Origin of the sequence: Arthrobacter sp. AL12 (assembly GCF_029960645.1) — a bacterium.
Classification (GTDB): Bacteria; Actinomycetota; Actinomycetes; order Actinomycetales; family Micrococcaceae; genus Arthrobacter.
Genome location: NZ_JASBQY010000021.1, coordinates 40,640 through 54,851, shown reverse-complemented (window position 1 = coordinate 54,851; position 14,212 = coordinate 40,640). Strand labels below are relative to the sequence as shown.

Sequence of the window (14,212 nt, the reverse complement as noted above, 5' to 3'; positions counted from 1 at the left end):
AGCCGCGGCCACAAATCAGCGGCCATCAACGAGCATCATGAAAAATCGGGGTTAGGAGGCGGAATGCGTTTTTCGCGCACTTCCAAAGCACTGGGCATGGTGGCCATCGCCGCTCTCGCCCTGACCGGATGCGGCGCCGGCGGTAACGCCGCCGGCAGCGGCACCACGGGTGGCGACACCAGCAAAATCATCCTTGCCGACGGCTCCGAGCCCCAGCGCCCGCTGATGCCGGCCGACACCAACGAGGTCGGCGGCGGCAAGGTCATCGACATGATCTTCGCGGGCCTCGTCAGCTACGACCCCAGCGGCAAGCCCGTCAACGAACTGGCCGACTCCATTGAAGGCAAGGATGGCCAGAACTTCACCATCAAGGTCAAGAAGGACCAGAAGTTCACCAACGGGGAGGCCATCACGGCCAAGTCCTTCGTGGATTCCTGGAACTTCGGTGCAGCGGCCAAGAACGCGCAGCTCAGCGGCGGATTCTTCGAAAGCATCCTGGGCTACGACGAGGCCAGCGCAGAAGGCTCCACCGTCACCACCATGTCCGGCCTGAAGGTCGTTGACGACCAGACGTTCACTGTCGAACTGAAACAGCCTGAGTCGGACTGGCCGCTGCGCCTGGGCTACACCGCTTTCGTGCCGGTTCCCTCCGGCGCACTCGCGGATCCGAAGGGCTTCGGCGAGAAGCCGGTCGGCAATGGCCCCTACAAGCTTGCCGACGGCGGCTGGCAGCACAACGTGCAGATCCAGCTTGTCCCGAACCCGGACTACAACGGTCCCCGCAAAGCCAAGAACGCCGGCGTGACGTTCAAGATCTTCCAGAACGACGACGCCGCATATCAGGACCTGCTGGCCAACAACCTGGACATCCTGCAGACCATCCCCACGAGCGCACTGAAGAACTTCAAGACCGACCTCGGCGAACGCACTATCAACAAGCCGTACGCGGGCAACCAGACCATCGCCATCCCGGAGTACCTGCCGGAATGGAGCGGTGAGGCCGGCAAGCTGCGCCGCCAGGCCATCTCCATGGCGATCAACCGCGACGAGATCACCAAGGTCATCTTCAGCGGCGCCCGCCAGCCCGCCAAGGACTTCACGGCCCCCGTACTCGACGGCTACAGCGACTCGATCCCCGGATCCGAGAACCTGAAGTTCGACGCTACCAAGGCAAAGGAAGCCTGGTCCAAGGCCGACGCCATCCAGAAGTGGGACTCCAACGCGACGTTCACCATTGCTTACAACGCCGACAAGGGCGGACACAAGGCATGGGTCGAAGCTGTAGTGAACCAGCTCAAGAACACGCTTGGCATCAAGGTTGAGGGCAAGCCCTACGCAACCTTCAAGGAAGCCCGCAACGACGCGACCGCCAAGACACTGACCGGCTCCATCCGCGCCGGCTGGCAGGCAGACTACCCGTCGCTATACAACTTCCTCGGCCCGATCTACAAGACCGGTGCCGGCTCCAACGACGCCAATTACGCGAACCCGGAGTTCGACAAGGCGGTCTCCGACGGCCTGAACGCCTCGACCGTGGCTGATGGCAACAAGGCCATGAACAAGGCCCAGGAGATTCTTCTCCAGGACCTGCCGGCCATCCCCCTGTGGTACCAGGTTGCCCAGGGCGGCTGGAGCGACAAGGTCAGCAACGTTGACTACGGCTGGGACGGCGTCCCGCTGTACTACAACGTAACCGGCAAGTAACTGCATCACGACGGCGGGGGCTGCCCAGACTGGGGCCTCCGCCGTCGTTGTGCCTTCCCTGCATTTCTTGACGGCCCGGCTCTTCGGGCGAACTTTTCGTCGGCCGCCTGCCGTGAGTGAACCGGCGTCGGCCCGCAACAATAGTGAAAAGGTTCTTTGATGAACAACTCCACCGCATCCCTGGACAGGATGGCTGCTTCCGGGGGTGTAGTCCGCCCATGACGACCTACATCCTTAAGCGGTTCCTCCAGCTGATTCCCGTATTCCTGGGCGCAACCCTGCTCGTCTACTTCCTGGTCTTCAGCCTCCCCGGCGACCCCATCGTGGCGCTGTTCGGCGACAAGCCGGTAAACGAAGCCGTGGCCGCCCAACTCCGGGTCCAGTACCACTTGGACCAGCCGTTCTGGGTCCAGTACCTGCTCTACCTGAAGAGCATCTTCACCTTTGACCTCGGCCAGGACTTCTCGGGCCGCCCGATCGCCGCAGTGCTCGGCGAGGTCTTCCCCGTTACCGCGCGGCTCGCAATCATGGCACTGATCTTTGAGGCCTTCTTCGGCATCCTTTTTGGCCTGATCGCAGGCCTGCGCAAGGGCAAACTGTTCGACGCTACGGTCCTCGTGGCGTCGCTGATTGTCATCGGCATCCCGATCTTCGTGCTCGGCTTCCTGCTGCAGTACTTCATCGGCGTCCAGCTGGCTTGGGCCAAACCCACGGTCAGCTCGGCCGCGACCGTCCAGGACCTGATCCTGCCGGCCATCGTCCTGGGCCTGGGCTCCTTCGCCTATGTCCTGCGGCTGACCCGGACCAGCGTGCTCGAGAACATGAGCGCCGACTACGTGCGTACCGCATCGGCCAAGGGCTTGTCCCGTTTCAAAGTCGTCCGCGTGCACATACTGCGCAACTCCCTGATCCCCGTCATCACGTTCCTCGGCGCGGATCTCGGCGCCCTGATGGGCGGCGCGATCGTCACCGAAGGAATTTTCAACATTCCGGGGGTCGGCAACCGTCTCTACCGGGCCGTCCTGTCAGGGGAAGGCCCGACGGTGGTCTCGATCGTTACCGTCCTGGTGCTGATCTACTGCCTTTCCAACCTGCTCGTTGACCTGCTTTACGCCTGGCTTGACCCGAGGATCCGCTATGACTCCTGATGTGAACGACTCAAAGCACAGTGCCGCCGCTATTGCGGAGCGCCACAATGAGCATTTCGTTGCAGATCTCGCCGAGACGCCCCTCCAGGCGACCGACCGCGTCAAGGAGGATAAAGCGCCCCTGAGTCTTTGGGGCGAGGCGTGGAGGAATCTGCGCAAACAGCCGCTGTTCCTGATATCGGCTGTCCTGATCCTCGCTGTGGCGGCAGTGTCGCTGTTCCCGGGGCTGTTCTCCGGAATCGATCCCTCTTCCGAGGCCTGCCAGCTGGCGAACTCGGACGCGGGACCCGCCGACGGGCATCCGCTGGGCTTCACCCAGCAGGGCTGCGACGTCTATGCTCGTGTTATCTTCGGGACGCGCTCATCGGTGACGGTGGGCCTTTTCACCACCCTCGGCGTGCTCCTGATCGGCGGCGTCATGGGTGCCGTGGCTGGTTACTACGGCGGCTGGGTGGACGCCATCCTGGCGCGCATCAACGACATCTTCTTTGCGCTGCCGCTGATTCTTGGGGCCATTGTGCTGATGCAGCTGCCGATGTTCCGCACCAACCGGACGGTCTGGACCTTGGTGGTGATACTCGTCACCTTCGGCTGGCCGCAGATCGCCCGCATCACCCGCGGCGCTGTGATCGAGGTCCGCAATGCCGACTTCGTCACCGCCGCCCGGTCGCTGGGTGTCTCCAAGTTTGGCGCCCTCATGCGCCACGTCATGCCGAACTCGCTGGCTCCGATCATCGTCGTCGCCACCATCTCGCTTGGCACGTTCATCGTGGCCGAATCCACGCTGTCCTTCCTCGGCATCGGCCTGCCGCCGAGCGTGATGTCGTGGGGCAATGACATCCAGGCAGCGCAGGCCTCGCTCCGGTCGAACCCGATGCCGTTGCTCTACCCGGCAATCGCGCTGTCCATTACCGTCCTGAGCTTCATCATGCTGGGCGATGCCTTGCGTGATGCCCTCGATCCCAAAGCGCGCAAGCGATGAAAGGGGACACCTTGAACGCCTCTGTTGAAATCCAGGAAGCTGAAATCCAGGAAGCGGGCTTTGCCGCCGTGCGCCCGCTGCTTGAAATCAAGGACCTGGCGATCACCTTCGCCACCAGCAACGGCGCCGTCCAGGCCGTGCGGAACGCGCACCTGACCATCATGCCGGGCGAGACCGTGGCAATCGTGGGCGAGTCCGGTTCGGGCAAATCGACCACGGCGCTGGCCGCCATCGGGCTGCTTCCGGGCAACGGCCGCGTCTCGGCCGGGCAAATCCTGTTTGACGGTGAAGACATTGCCAATGCCGGCGAGAAGCGGATGATCGAACTCCGCGGAAACAGCATCGGCATGGTCCCTCAGGACCCGATGTCCAACCTGAACCCGGTGTGGAAGATCGGCGACCAGGTCAAGGAGACGCTGAAGGCCAACGGACTTCCCAGCGGACCGGACGACGTCGCCACGGTTCTCTCCCAGGCGGGGTTGCCTGACGCCGCGCGGCGGGCCAAGCAGTATCCGCATGAGTTCTCCGGCGGCATGCGCCAGCGCGCGCTGATCGCCATCGGGCTCTCCTGCCAGCCGCGCCTGCTGATCGCCGACGAGCCGACATCCGCACTGGACGTCACGGTTCAGCGGCAGATCCTCGACCACCTGGACAAGATGACCACTGAGCTCGGCACCGCCGTGCTGCTGATCACCCACGACCTCGGCCTGGCCGCCGAACGGGCGGATAAGGTCGTCGTGATGTACCGCGGGCAGGTGGTGGAATCGGGGCCGTCACTGGAGCTGCTGCAGAACCCGCAGCACCCCTACACGCAGCGCCTGGTGGCCTCGGCGCCGTCGCTGGCATCCCGACGCATCCAGGTCGCCAAGGAACTGGGCGTCGAATCGGACGAGTTGCTGGCCCCCGCCGACGCCACAGCCGCAGGTCCCGCGGTTGCTGAAGACGTGCTGCAGATCCAGAACCTGAGCAAGGTCTTCAAGCTGCGTTCCGGGTTCGGCAAGTCGACGGACTTCAGCGCCGTCGACGACGTCTCCTTCAGCGTCAAGCGGGGGACCACGACGGCCATCGTGGGCGAGTCGGGTTCCGGCAAGTCCACCGTGGCGCAGATGGTCCTCAACCTCCTGACGCCCACCTCCGGCAAGATCATCTTCGACGGCGTTGACACCTCGACGCTGAACAGCAGGGAGATCTTCGCTTTCCGCCGCCGGGTGCAGCCGATCTTCCAGGACCCCTACGGTTCCCTGGATCCGATGTACAACATCTTCCGGACCATCGAGGAGCCGCTGCGGACCCATAAGATCGGGGACAAGGCCAGCCGCGAGAAGAAGGTCCGCGAACTGCTGGACCAGGTGTCGCTGCCGCAGTCCACCATGCAGCGGTACCCGAACGAGCTCTCGGGCGGCCAGCGCCAGCGCGTCGCGATCGCGCGGGCCCTGGCCCTGGATCCCGAGGTGATCATCTGCGATGAGGCCGTGTCCGCCCTGGATGTCCTGGTCCAGGCGCAGGTGCTGAACCTGCTCGCGGAACTGCAGTCCCGGTTGGGCCTGACCTACCTGTTCATCACCCACGACCTCGCGGTGGTCCGGCAAATCGCCGACCACGTGTGCGTCATGGAGCAGGGCAAGCTGGTGGAAACGGGTTCCACCGACGACGTCTTCGACGCGCCGCAGCAGGACTACACCAAGGCGCTGCTCAACGCCATCCCGGGTGCGCGCCTGATGCTGCCCCCGGAAGTTGCCTGAGCCGTTTGAACTGAACTGAAAGACACCGGAGCCGGTGTCCGCCCCTCGGGGCGGGCGCCGGCTCTTTTCGTTTAAGGAACGCGGGCGGTTAGGGAATGCGGGCGGCCACGTAACTTGGGCGGCTACGGACTTGGGCGATTAGGGAACTTGGGCGGCGCAGGCGCCGCTCAGGGGGTTGCCGCGGAGTCCGCCGGAACGGGCCCCGGAGTCCGTAGGCCGAGTTCGTCCAGCTTCCGGGCCAGCAGGCCGGCCAGTGCGGCGTGGCCCCCGGGACTCATGTGGACGCCGTCGGCCATGGATTTCGTCAGGTCGTAGCGCGTCAGCCAGTCGCCGACGCTGACAAAGGACATGGAATTCCTGGCCGCCACCGTGCCCAGCAGCGCGTCCACCTCGGTGCGGCGACCGCCGCCGTCGGCGGCACCGCGGGCGAGGGTCCCCACCATGGCCAGCCGCGCCGCGGGGTAGCGCTGCCGCACGCTGGCGATCAGCCGCTCGGCGTTCTCTGAGATCTGCTGGTCGGTTGCGCCGCGGGAGGCGTCGTTGCCGCCGCCCTCGATCACAACCAGGGGCGGCGAACCGTAGGGGAGCAGCCAGTCGCCGCGCTGCAGGGCGTCGATGTAGTTGCCGGTCGTGCCGTTGGAAGCGACGAAGCCGGTGCCGCCCCGGCCGCAGAAGTGGACCTCGTAGCCCAGGCTGGCCAGTGCCGTCCGGGGCCAGGAAAACGTGGGTTCCGACTGGGAATCACCGATCAGCACGGCCGTCCGGGCGATGTCCTCCACGACCACCTCGTTGCGGCCGTTGGCGGGATTCCGGTAAATGCTGCCTGCCGGGAGGCTTCCCGGCGTCGCCTGGGCCAGGTTCAGGGTGCCGTTGGTGCCCGCTGCCAGCCGATCGCCCTCAGCCCCGGCGGGTGCGGGAGCAGTCTGGCCGTGGAGGCCGGCGGCCGGGGCGGCGCCGACGTCGGAAGTGCGGGTGGGGGGTGTCTGTCCGCAGCCGGCAAGCAGGATGCCTGCGACAATTATCGGTGCGGCCAAGCGGGACAGTGCCGAGGCGGTGCGCATTGATGTCTCCGAACTGGCTGCTGCTGTCAGAGCAATGATGGGGCATGGTGGCCGGAAAATCCAGTGACTTTACTCACACCGGGTGCGCCGATCTCCCGTCCTGACTACCCGGCCGGGATGCCGCGAATGAGGGATTTTAGGCCAATAAATGCCTTAGCGTTTAGAATGGATGAAGGTGCCCTGTGCCAAAGGGGCGTATCCGTCGTGCGTTCCGGTTGGAAATGTCGCGATACAACAGCTGACTTCACCACTGAATCGAGCAATAACGCATGTCTGAAACCACCACCAACACCGCGGTAGCCACTGCATCGCGCAGTGACCTGCGCAACGTCGCGATCGTGGCCCACGTTGACCACGGCAAGACCACACTGGTCGACGCCATGCTCAAGCAGACCAACTCCTTTGCCGCCCACAACCACCTCGAAGACCGGGTCATGGACTCCGGTGACCTCGAGCGTGAAAAGGGCATCACCATCCTGGCCAAGAACACCACGGTGGCCTACAACGGACCGTCCTCCAAGGGCGAGACCATCACCATCAACGTCATTGACACCCCCGGCCACGCCGACTTCGGTGGCGAGGTCGAGCGCGGCCTGTCCATGGTCGACGGCGTTGTCCTCCTCGTTGACGCCTCTGAGGGCCCGCTGCCCCAGACCCGCTTCGTCCTCCGCAAGGCCCTCGCCGCTCACCTGCCGGTGATCCTGCTGGTCAACAAGACCGACCGTCCTGACGCCCGGATCGACGAGGTTGTGCACGAGTCCATGGACCTGCTCCTGGGCCTGGCCTCCGACCTCGCCGACGAAGTTCCGGACCTCGACCTGGACAAGATCCTCAACGTCCCGGTCGTCTACGCCGCCGCCAAGGTCGGCCGCGCCTCCCTCGAGCAGCCCGCCGACGGCTCCGCCCCGGAGAACGAGGACCTCGAGCCGCTGTTCCAGGCCATCATCGAGCACATCCCGGCGCCGACGTACAACCCGAACGGGGTCCTGCAGGCGCACGTCACCAACCTGGACGCCTCCCCGTTCCTCGGCCGCCTGGCGCTGCTGCGTATCTACAACGGCACCCTGCGCAAGGGCCAGACCGTTGCCTGGGCCCGCGCCAACGGTGAGCTGAAGAACGTCAAGATCACCGAACTGCTGGCCACCAAGGCGCTGGACCGCGTCCCGACCGAGTCCGCCGGCCCCGGCGAGATCGTCGCCGTCGCCGGTATCGAGGAAATCACCATCGGTGAGACGCTGACCGATGTCGACAACCCGCAGCCGCTGCCGCTGATCACCGTTGACGATCCGGCCATCTCCATGACCATCGGTATCAACACCTCGCCGCTCGCCGGCCGGGTCAAGGGCGCCAAGGTCACGGCCCGCCAGGTCAAGGACCGCCTGGACAAGGAACTGATCGGTAACGTCTCCATCAAGGTGCTCCCGACCGAGCGCCCCGACGCCTGGGAAGTCCAGGGACGTGGCGAGCTCGCGCTGGCCATCCTGGTCGAGCAGATGCGCCGCGAAGGCTTCGAGCTGACCGTCGGCAAGCCGCAGGTTGTCACCAGGCTCGTCGACGGCAAGGTCCACGAGCCGATGGAGCACATGACCATCGACGTGCCGGAAGAGTACCTCGGCGCCGTCACCCAGCTCATGGCTGCCCGCAAGGGCCGCATGACCAACATGGCGAACCACGGCACCGGCTGGTGCCGCATGGAGTTCATCGTTCCGGCCCGTGGCCTGATCGGTTTCCGCACCAAGTTCCTCACGGACACCCGCGGCGCCGGCATCGCAGCGTCCATCTCCGAGGGCTACGAGTCCTGGGCCGGCCCGATCGAATACCGCACCAACGGTTCGATGATCGCCGACCGCGCCGGTGTTGTGACGCCGTTCGCCATGATCAACCTGCAGGAACGCGGATCCTTCTTCGTCCGCCCCACCTCCGAGGTCTACGAGGGCCAGATCGTCGGCGAGAACTCCCGCGCCGACGACATGGACGTCAACATCACCAAGGAAAAGAAGCTCACCAACATGCGTGCCGCTTCCTCCGACACCTTCGAGAACCTGACGCCGCCGCGCGACCTGACCCTCGAAGAGTCGCTCGAATTCGCCCGTGAAGACGAGTGCGTCGAGGTCACCCCGGAATCCATCCGGATCCGGAAGCTCATCCTGGACGTCAACCAGCGCGCCAAGTCCAACCGCGCCCGCGCGAAGGTCTAGGTTCCGCGTTCTGCTGAATCCCCGGATCGTTTGTGAATAGGAGAGCTGCCGGCATGGCAGGCGGTATTGCCGCCGCCGTGCCGGCAGCTCTTTTTGTTGCCCTCGCCGGCACGATGCTGCACGGGCAGGACACCCTGGCCGCGGGCGTCGAGGTGCCGTGGGGTGCCGCCGCCGCGCTGGTGCTGCTGGGCGCGGTCGAGCTGTGGCTCGGCGCAGCGTTCCGTTCCGCGCTTCCGACGGCGGTCTGCGGCGCGCTCTGCTACGCGCTGGCCGGCTGGTGGTCCACCCTGGAGAACGGCAAGCGCCTGATCGTCGGCGACCTGGCCGGGAACCTCTGGATCTACGGCATCGCGGCCGTCACCGTTGGCATGCTGGCCTGGTGCCGGCGCTACCGCCCGGCCGCGGCTTAGGCGCACAGCCTCCGCCCCGCCAACCGCCCAGCAGCCCATCCGCCCCCGCTCCAGGGGGACATGCCCAGCCTTCGCGCTCCGCACCCGGGGACATGCCCATTCTCCGCGGCTAAGCGTGGGCATAACGGCTCTATGTCCATCCGCTGCGCGCGCCGGGGGACATGCCCATTCTTCGCTCCGCCCGCAGCTTGGTACATGTCCATTCCCTGCGGCTGCCCGCGCTCATGACCACCGCTGACCAGGGACATGACCATTCTGGACGCGGAACATCTCCCCGCCCGGCACGGTCCGCAGAGCATGCTCTTTTGCACATAGCGGGTTTCGGCCCTGTTCGGGCCCGGGGCCTCGGGGCACGATGTCCGCATGGTCAATGTCATGGAAGTACTTTCAAACTACGACGGCGTCGCCCGCGCCAAACATCTCGCTGCCGCGGGCGTCTCGGATTTCCAGCTCAAGGCGGCCCTGTCCCGCGGCTCCGTCTCCCGGGTGGCCCGCGGCGTGTACGCGGTCCCCGGCGCTGATGCGCAGCTCGTCGCCATCCGGTCGCTACCCGCCGAACCCGCGTGCGCCACAGCGGCGCATTTCCGGGGCCTCTGGGTGATCGAACCGCCCGGGCAACCTCATATTGCGATCACCCACAGCCGCCCCTATCCGGGCTTCATTTGCCACCGTTCCGCCGCCCCGCCCACCCTGCTGGACACTGTTGTTCAAAGCCTTCGATGCCTGCCGGAACTGGACGGCCTCGTCATTGCCGAATCCGCCGTCGTCGTCAAAGGCTTAAGCCTCCTGGGGCTGCGGCAGCGGCTGGCCGGGCGCAACGACGCGAGGGAGCGCCGGCTGGTGGGCGGGATCGTCCCGCAGTCGCAGTCCATCATGGAGTGCATCGCCCGGTACTGGCTCCGGCGGGCAGGGTTCCATGTGGAGTCCCAGGTCAACATCCCCGGCATGGGCCACCTGGACCTCATGGTCGACGGCAGGCTCGGCATTGAGACCGACGGGGCAGCCTTCCACATGGACCGGACAAGCTTCGAGGAGGACCGGCGCCGCTGGAACGTCACGACCCGGCTCGGCATCCCGACGCTGGTGGTCAGCTATCCGCTGCTCCTGAACCGGCCCGATGAGTTCATCGCGATGGTCCGCGACGCCCTCAACAGCATCTCCGCTGCGGCCTAGCGCTGGACATGTCCTCCGGAGCGCGGTTGACACCTATGCACCAGTCCAGCGTTCACAGCTACGGCTGGACATGTCCCACATTCGCCCATCGGAACCCGGGGCATGTCCAGGGGGTGCGGCCGCCAATGGACATAGTGGCCATATGTCCATTGGCCGAGGCCGGGGGAGGGCATGTCCACCGGGCGGGGGAGGTGCCAGGCAGTCTGGGTTGCCCGCGGGCGGGCGCAGGGTTGCTGGACCGGGCCGGGGGTGCTCAGGGCTGCTGGCGCGGGGCGCGGCGGGGCGGCGGCGGCGGAACCTGCTTGGCGGCCACCACGAGCGGCAGCGGGATTACGACGTCGGAGCCCCGGGTGCGGATCGTGCAGCCGTCCTGGGTGCGCGCGACCAGTTCGCCCAGGGCGTCCGTCAGCCCGCCCTCAATCCGATACCTGACCACCACCCTGGTGCCGGGCTCGGCGGCTGCCAGGAACTCTTGGGGCGACGGCTTGGAGGAACTCACCCGTTCATCCTAGATCGGTTGGATTCCAGAGTGCGGACCCGTGTGACGCCCGGCTAGGTTCGCGGGAACCGGCTGGGAGATAATAGGCTCAAGAGTCAGCAGCCCGGCGCTCAGGCCGGGAGCAGTGATCCGGCACTCGCCGGAACCAACGTGGAGAGGCCAGGGACGTGACGTACGTAATCGCGCAGCCGTGTGTAGATGTCAAGGACAAGGCATGTATTGAAGAGTGCCCCGTCGATTGCATCTACGAGGGTGAGCGTTCCCTGTACATCCACCCCGACGAGTGTGTGGACTGCGGGGCCTGCGAGCCGGTCTGCCCCGTCGAGGCGATCTACTACGAGGATGACACCCCTGAGGAATGGGCCGACTACTACAAGGCCAACGTGGAGTTCTTCGACGATCTGGGGTCCCCGGGCGGGGCCGCGAAGGTCGGCAACACCCACACCGACCACCCGATGATCGCCGCCCTGCCGCCGCAGAACCAAGAGAACTAAGGCGGCGCGTCGGTGACTTCTGCGCTGCGCAGCTTCGGCCTCAGCCTGCCCGACTACCCGTGGGAAGCGCTGGCACCGTACATCGCCAGGGCTTCCGAACACCCCGGGGGAGTCGCGAACCTGTCCATCGGCACCCCGGTGGACGCCACCCCCGCGCTGGTGCAGGAGGCCCTGCGCGCAGCGGCCAACGCTCCCGGCTACCCAACGGTCCACGGCACGGCCGGACTCCGGGAAGCCATCGCGGCGTGGTTTGAACGCCGCCGCGGCGTGCCCGGCCTGGATCCCCAGGACATCATGCCCACGGTGGGCTCCAAGGAACTCGTGGCCTGGCTGCCGTTCCTGCTGGGTCTCAAGCCGGGCGACGTCGTCGTCCGCCCGACGGTCGCCTACCCCACCTACGACATCGGCGCCACGTTCGCCGGCGCCGAGCACGTCGCAGCGGACGACCTGGACGAGCTCGACGCGGCCACCCGGGCCCGCGTGCGCCTGGTCTGGATCAACTCCCCGGCAAACCCCACCGGCAGCGTGCGCGACGCCGAATCGCTGCGCAGGATCGTCCGGCAGGCCCGCGAACTCGGCGCGGTCGTGGCCTCGGACGAGTGCTACGCCGAACTGGGCTGGGGCGAATGGGACCTCCAGCGCGGCGGCTCCCCGGTGCCCAGCGTCCTGGACCCGCAGGTCGCGGAGGGCTCACATGAGGGCCTCCTGGCCGTGTATTCGCTGAGCAAACAGTCCAACCTGGCCGGCTACCGCGCCGCCTTCGTCGCCGGTGACCCTGCGATCGTGGCGAACCTGGTGAACAGCCGCAAACACGCGGGCATGATCGTTCCGTACCCCGTCCAGGAAGCCATGCGGGTTGCCCTTGGCGACGACGCCCACGTCCAGGCGCAGAAGGACCTGTACCGCGGACGCCGGGAACGGATCGTGCCGGCCCTTGAGCGCTTCGGGCTGACCATCCACGAATCCCGGGCCGGGCTCTACCTCTGGGCCACCGCGGGCGAGCCCACCTGGGACACGGTCGGCCGGCTCGCGGACCGCGGGATCGTCGTCGGCCCTGGTGTGTTCTACGGCGACGCCGGCAACGGCTTCATCCGCGTGGCGCTCACCGCAAGCGATGAGCGGATCGACGCCGCCGCCTCCCGTCTGGTGGCCGGGGCGTAACAATGCAGTGACGCGTGCCACAACTGGCGTGTTTTGGGTAGTTCCGGATGGCCCCGGATTAGTGCCACCCGGAAACTGGCGGTAGTTTTTAACTGACTATCAATGGTGGCTTTCCACAAGAAGGCAGCGCAGCCGTTGGAATCCGTGGCTAAAACAGGTTCCGTGGGCGGCTTCACCAGAAGTTGGACCAGCTTTCTACAGAGGCCCCGACGCCTCAGAGGAGACTCCATGACTGAGACCACCAGCGCAACCCTGCGCCATGCCGGCGGGGAACTCGTACTCCCGCGCATCCAGGTTGTAGAAGGAAATGAAGGCTACGACGTTTCCAAGCTGCTGAAGCAGACCGGTGCCGTTGCCTTTGACCCCGGCTTTATGAACACCGCCGCAACCACCTCCGCCATCACCTACATCGACGGCGACGCCGGTGTCCTGCGGTACCGCGGCTACCCGATCGAGCAGCTCGCCCAGCACTCAAGCTTCCTGGAAGTTTCCTACCTGCTGATCTACGGCAACCTGCCGACCGCCACGGAGCTGGAAGCCTTCGACCAGCGGATCCGCCACCACACCCTGCTGCACGAAGAGCTCAAGGGGTTCTTCAGCGGCTTCCCGCGCGACGCCCACCCGATGCCGGTGCTCTCCTCTGCCGTGTCCGCGCTGTCCACGTTCTACCAGGACTCGTTGGATCCCTTCAACGCCGAGCAGGTCGAAGTATCCACCTACCGCTTGCTGGCCAAGATGCCGGTCATCGCCGCGTATGCCCTGAAGAAGAGCATTGGCCAGCCCATGCTCTACCCGGATAACTCCCACAACCTCGTGGAGAACTTCCTGCGCCTGAGCTTCGGCCTCCCGGCCGAGCAGTACGAGGTGGACCCGGTCGTCGCCAAGGCGCTGGACCTGCTCCTTATCCTGCACGCCGACCACGAGCAGAACTGCTCGACCTCCACGGTCCGGCTGGTTGGTTCCTCCAACGCGAACCTCTTCGCCTCCGTGTCCGCCGGCATCAACGCCCTCTTCGGTCCCGCCCATGGCGGCGCCAACGAGGCCGTGCTGAAAATGCTGCGCCAGATCCAGGCCGACGGCACCAAGCCTGAGGACTACATGGAAAAGGTCAAGAACAAGGAGGACGGCGTCCGGCTCATGGGCTTCGGACACCGCGTCTACAAGAACTACGACCCGCGCGCCAAGATCGTCAAGGCCACGGCGCACGAGATCCTCACGAAGCTCGGCGGCAACGACGAACTCCTGGAGATCGCCCTGCGCCTCGAAGAGAAGGCCCTGAATGATGACTACTTCATCCAGCGCAAGCTCTACCCGAACGTGGACTTCTACACCGGCCTGATCTACAAGGCCATGGGCTTCCCGGAGAAGATGTTCACCGTGCTCTTCGCGATCGGTCGCCTGCCGGGCTGGATCGCGCAGTGGCGCGAGATGATCGAAGACCCCAACACCAAGATCGGCCGCCCGCGGCAGCTCTACATCGGTGAGCCGGAGCGCAACTACCCTTCCGTGTAGTCTCCGCAGCAAACAAAAGCAGCAACAAGAGTACGACGCCGGCCGCTCACCCCACGGGGTGCGCGGCCGACGTCGTTCCCCCGGGACCGGCGGGCGGGTCGCGCGGACGGCCGGAGGCGTGCACCGCT

12 protein-coding genes are annotated in these 14,212 nt (G+C 65.9%); 10 read left to right on the top strand and 2 right to left on the bottom strand.

The genetic code is table 11. From position 1 onward, the window contains the following. Nucleotides 1-63: 63 nt before the first annotated feature. The 4 genes from QK291_RS17455 to QK291_RS17440 all read left to right on the top strand — a co-directional run bounded on the left by QK291_RS17455 (nt 64) and on the right by QK291_RS17440 (nt 5,576). Nucleotides 64-1,704 (top strand): ABC transporter substrate-binding protein, encoded by a 1,641-nt coding sequence (locus QK291_RS17455; protein ID WP_282384034.1) that lies wholly within the window; start codon nt 64-66, stop codon nt 1,702-1,704. A 218-nt stretch (nt 1,705-1,922) separates the two neighbouring features. Beyond that, nucleotides 1,923-2,852, top strand: coding sequence for an ABC transporter permease (locus QK291_RS17450; protein ID WP_282384033.1), 930 nt, complete (start codon nt 1,923-1,925; stop codon nt 2,850-2,852). Beyond that, nucleotides 2,842-3,834 carry an ABC transporter permease gene (locus QK291_RS17445; RefSeq protein ID WP_282384032.1) on the top strand — a complete coding sequence of 331 codons (993 nt, stop codon included), beginning with the start codon at nt 2,842-2,844 and terminating at the stop codon, nt 3,832-3,834. Before QK291_RS17450 ends, QK291_RS17445 begins: the two co-directional genes overlap by 11 nt. After that, nucleotides 3,831-5,576, top strand: a complete 1,746-nt coding sequence (locus QK291_RS17440) for an ABC transporter ATP-binding protein (RefSeq protein ID WP_282384031.1) — start codon at nt 3,831-3,833, stop codon at nt 5,574-5,576. The genes QK291_RS17445 and QK291_RS17440 overlap by 4 nt, the downstream gene beginning before the upstream one ends. 167 nt (nt 5,577-5,743) lie before the next feature. On the opposite strand, the gene QK291_RS17435 is transcribed toward QK291_RS17440, so the two are convergent. Next, entirely contained in the window at nt 5,744-6,637 is an 894-nt protein-coding gene (locus tag QK291_RS17435) for an SGNH/GDSL hydrolase family protein (RefSeq protein WP_282384030.1), read from the bottom strand. A gap of 269 nt (nt 6,638-6,906) precedes the next feature. On the opposite strand from QK291_RS17435, the gene typA reads away from it, so the two are divergent. From typA to QK291_RS17420, 3 genes are all read left to right on the top strand, one after another. Then, nucleotides 6,907-8,835 carry a translational GTPase TypA gene (gene typA, locus QK291_RS17430; protein WP_282384029.1) on the top strand — a complete coding sequence of 643 codons (1,929 nt, stop codon included), beginning with the start codon at nt 6,907-6,909 and terminating at the stop codon, nt 8,833-8,835. A 53-nt stretch (nt 8,836-8,888) separates the two neighbouring features. Further along, nucleotides 8,889-9,245 carry a hypothetical protein gene (locus tag QK291_RS17425; RefSeq protein WP_282384027.1) on the top strand — a complete coding sequence of 119 codons (357 nt, stop codon included), beginning with the start codon at nt 8,889-8,891 and terminating at the stop codon, nt 9,243-9,245. A gap of 375 nt (nt 9,246-9,620) precedes the next feature. Next, nucleotides 9,621-10,418 (top strand): type IV toxin-antitoxin system AbiEi family antitoxin domain-containing protein, encoded by a 798-nt coding sequence (locus QK291_RS17420; protein ID WP_282384025.1) that lies wholly within the window; start codon nt 9,621-9,623, stop codon nt 10,416-10,418. A gap of 253 nt (nt 10,419-10,671) precedes the next feature. Here the strand turns inward: QK291_RS17420 and QK291_RS17415 are convergent, their stop codons facing one another. Beyond that, nucleotides 10,672-10,917, bottom strand: coding sequence for a hypothetical protein (locus QK291_RS17415; RefSeq protein ID WP_282384024.1), 246 nt, complete (start codon nt 10,915-10,917; stop codon nt 10,672-10,674). Between the two features lie 167 nt (nt 10,918-11,084). Here QK291_RS17415 and fdxA point away from each other — a divergent pair, with 167 nt between their 5' ends. The 3 genes from fdxA (at nt 11,085) to QK291_RS17400 (ending at nt 14,084) form a co-directional block, all read left to right on the top strand. Beyond that, on the top strand, nt 11,085-11,411 hold the full coding sequence (fdxA, locus tag QK291_RS17410; protein ID WP_282384023.1) for a ferredoxin: 327 nt from the start codon (nt 11,085-11,087) through the stop codon (nt 11,409-11,411). 12 nt (nt 11,412-11,423) lie between these two features. Beyond that, nucleotides 11,424-12,572 (top strand): succinyldiaminopimelate transaminase, encoded by a 1,149-nt coding sequence (dapC, locus tag QK291_RS17405; RefSeq protein ID WP_282384022.1) that lies wholly within the window; start codon nt 11,424-11,426, stop codon nt 12,570-12,572. Between the two features lie 228 nt (nt 12,573-12,800). Further along, the gene (locus tag QK291_RS17400) at nt 12,801-14,084 is read left to right on the top strand and encodes a citrate synthase (RefSeq protein WP_282384021.1); all 1,284 of its coding nucleotides are present in this window, start codon (nt 12,801-12,803) and stop codon (nt 14,082-14,084) included. Nucleotides 14,085-14,212: the final 128 nt, after the last annotated feature.

Excerpts from the sequence above, each read along its gene's own strand:
- QK291_RS17440 (WP_282384031.1), top strand. The coding sequence starts at position 3,831 with ATGAAAGGGGACACCTTGAACGCCTCTGTTGAAATCCAGGAAGCTGAA.
- QK291_RS17455 (WP_282384034.1), top strand. The coding sequence starts at position 64 with ATGCGTTTTTCGCGCACTTCCAAAGCACTGGGCATGGTGGCCATCGCC.
- QK291_RS17425 (WP_282384027.1), top strand. The coding sequence starts at position 8,889 with ATGGCAGGCGGTATTGCCGCCGCCGTGCCGGCAGCTCTTTTTGTTGCC.
- typA (WP_282384029.1), top strand. The coding sequence starts at position 6,907 with ATGTCTGAAACCACCACCAACACCGCGGTAGCCACTGCATCGCGCAGT.
- QK291_RS17400 (WP_282384021.1), top strand. The coding sequence starts at position 12,801 with ATGACTGAGACCACCAGCGCAACCCTGCGCCATGCCGGCGGGGAACTC.
- QK291_RS17435 (WP_282384030.1), bottom strand. The coding sequence starts at position 6,637 with ATGCGCACCGCCTCGGCACTGTCCCGCTTGGCCGCACCGATAATTGTC.
- QK291_RS17445 (WP_282384032.1), top strand. The coding sequence starts at position 2,842 with ATGACTCCTGATGTGAACGACTCAAAGCACAGTGCCGCCGCTATTGCG.
- QK291_RS17450 (WP_282384033.1), top strand. The coding sequence starts at position 1,923 with ATGACGACCTACATCCTTAAGCGGTTCCTCCAGCTGATTCCCGTATTC.
- QK291_RS17420 (WP_282384025.1), top strand. The coding sequence starts at position 9,621 with ATGGAAGTACTTTCAAACTACGACGGCGTCGCCCGCGCCAAACATCTC.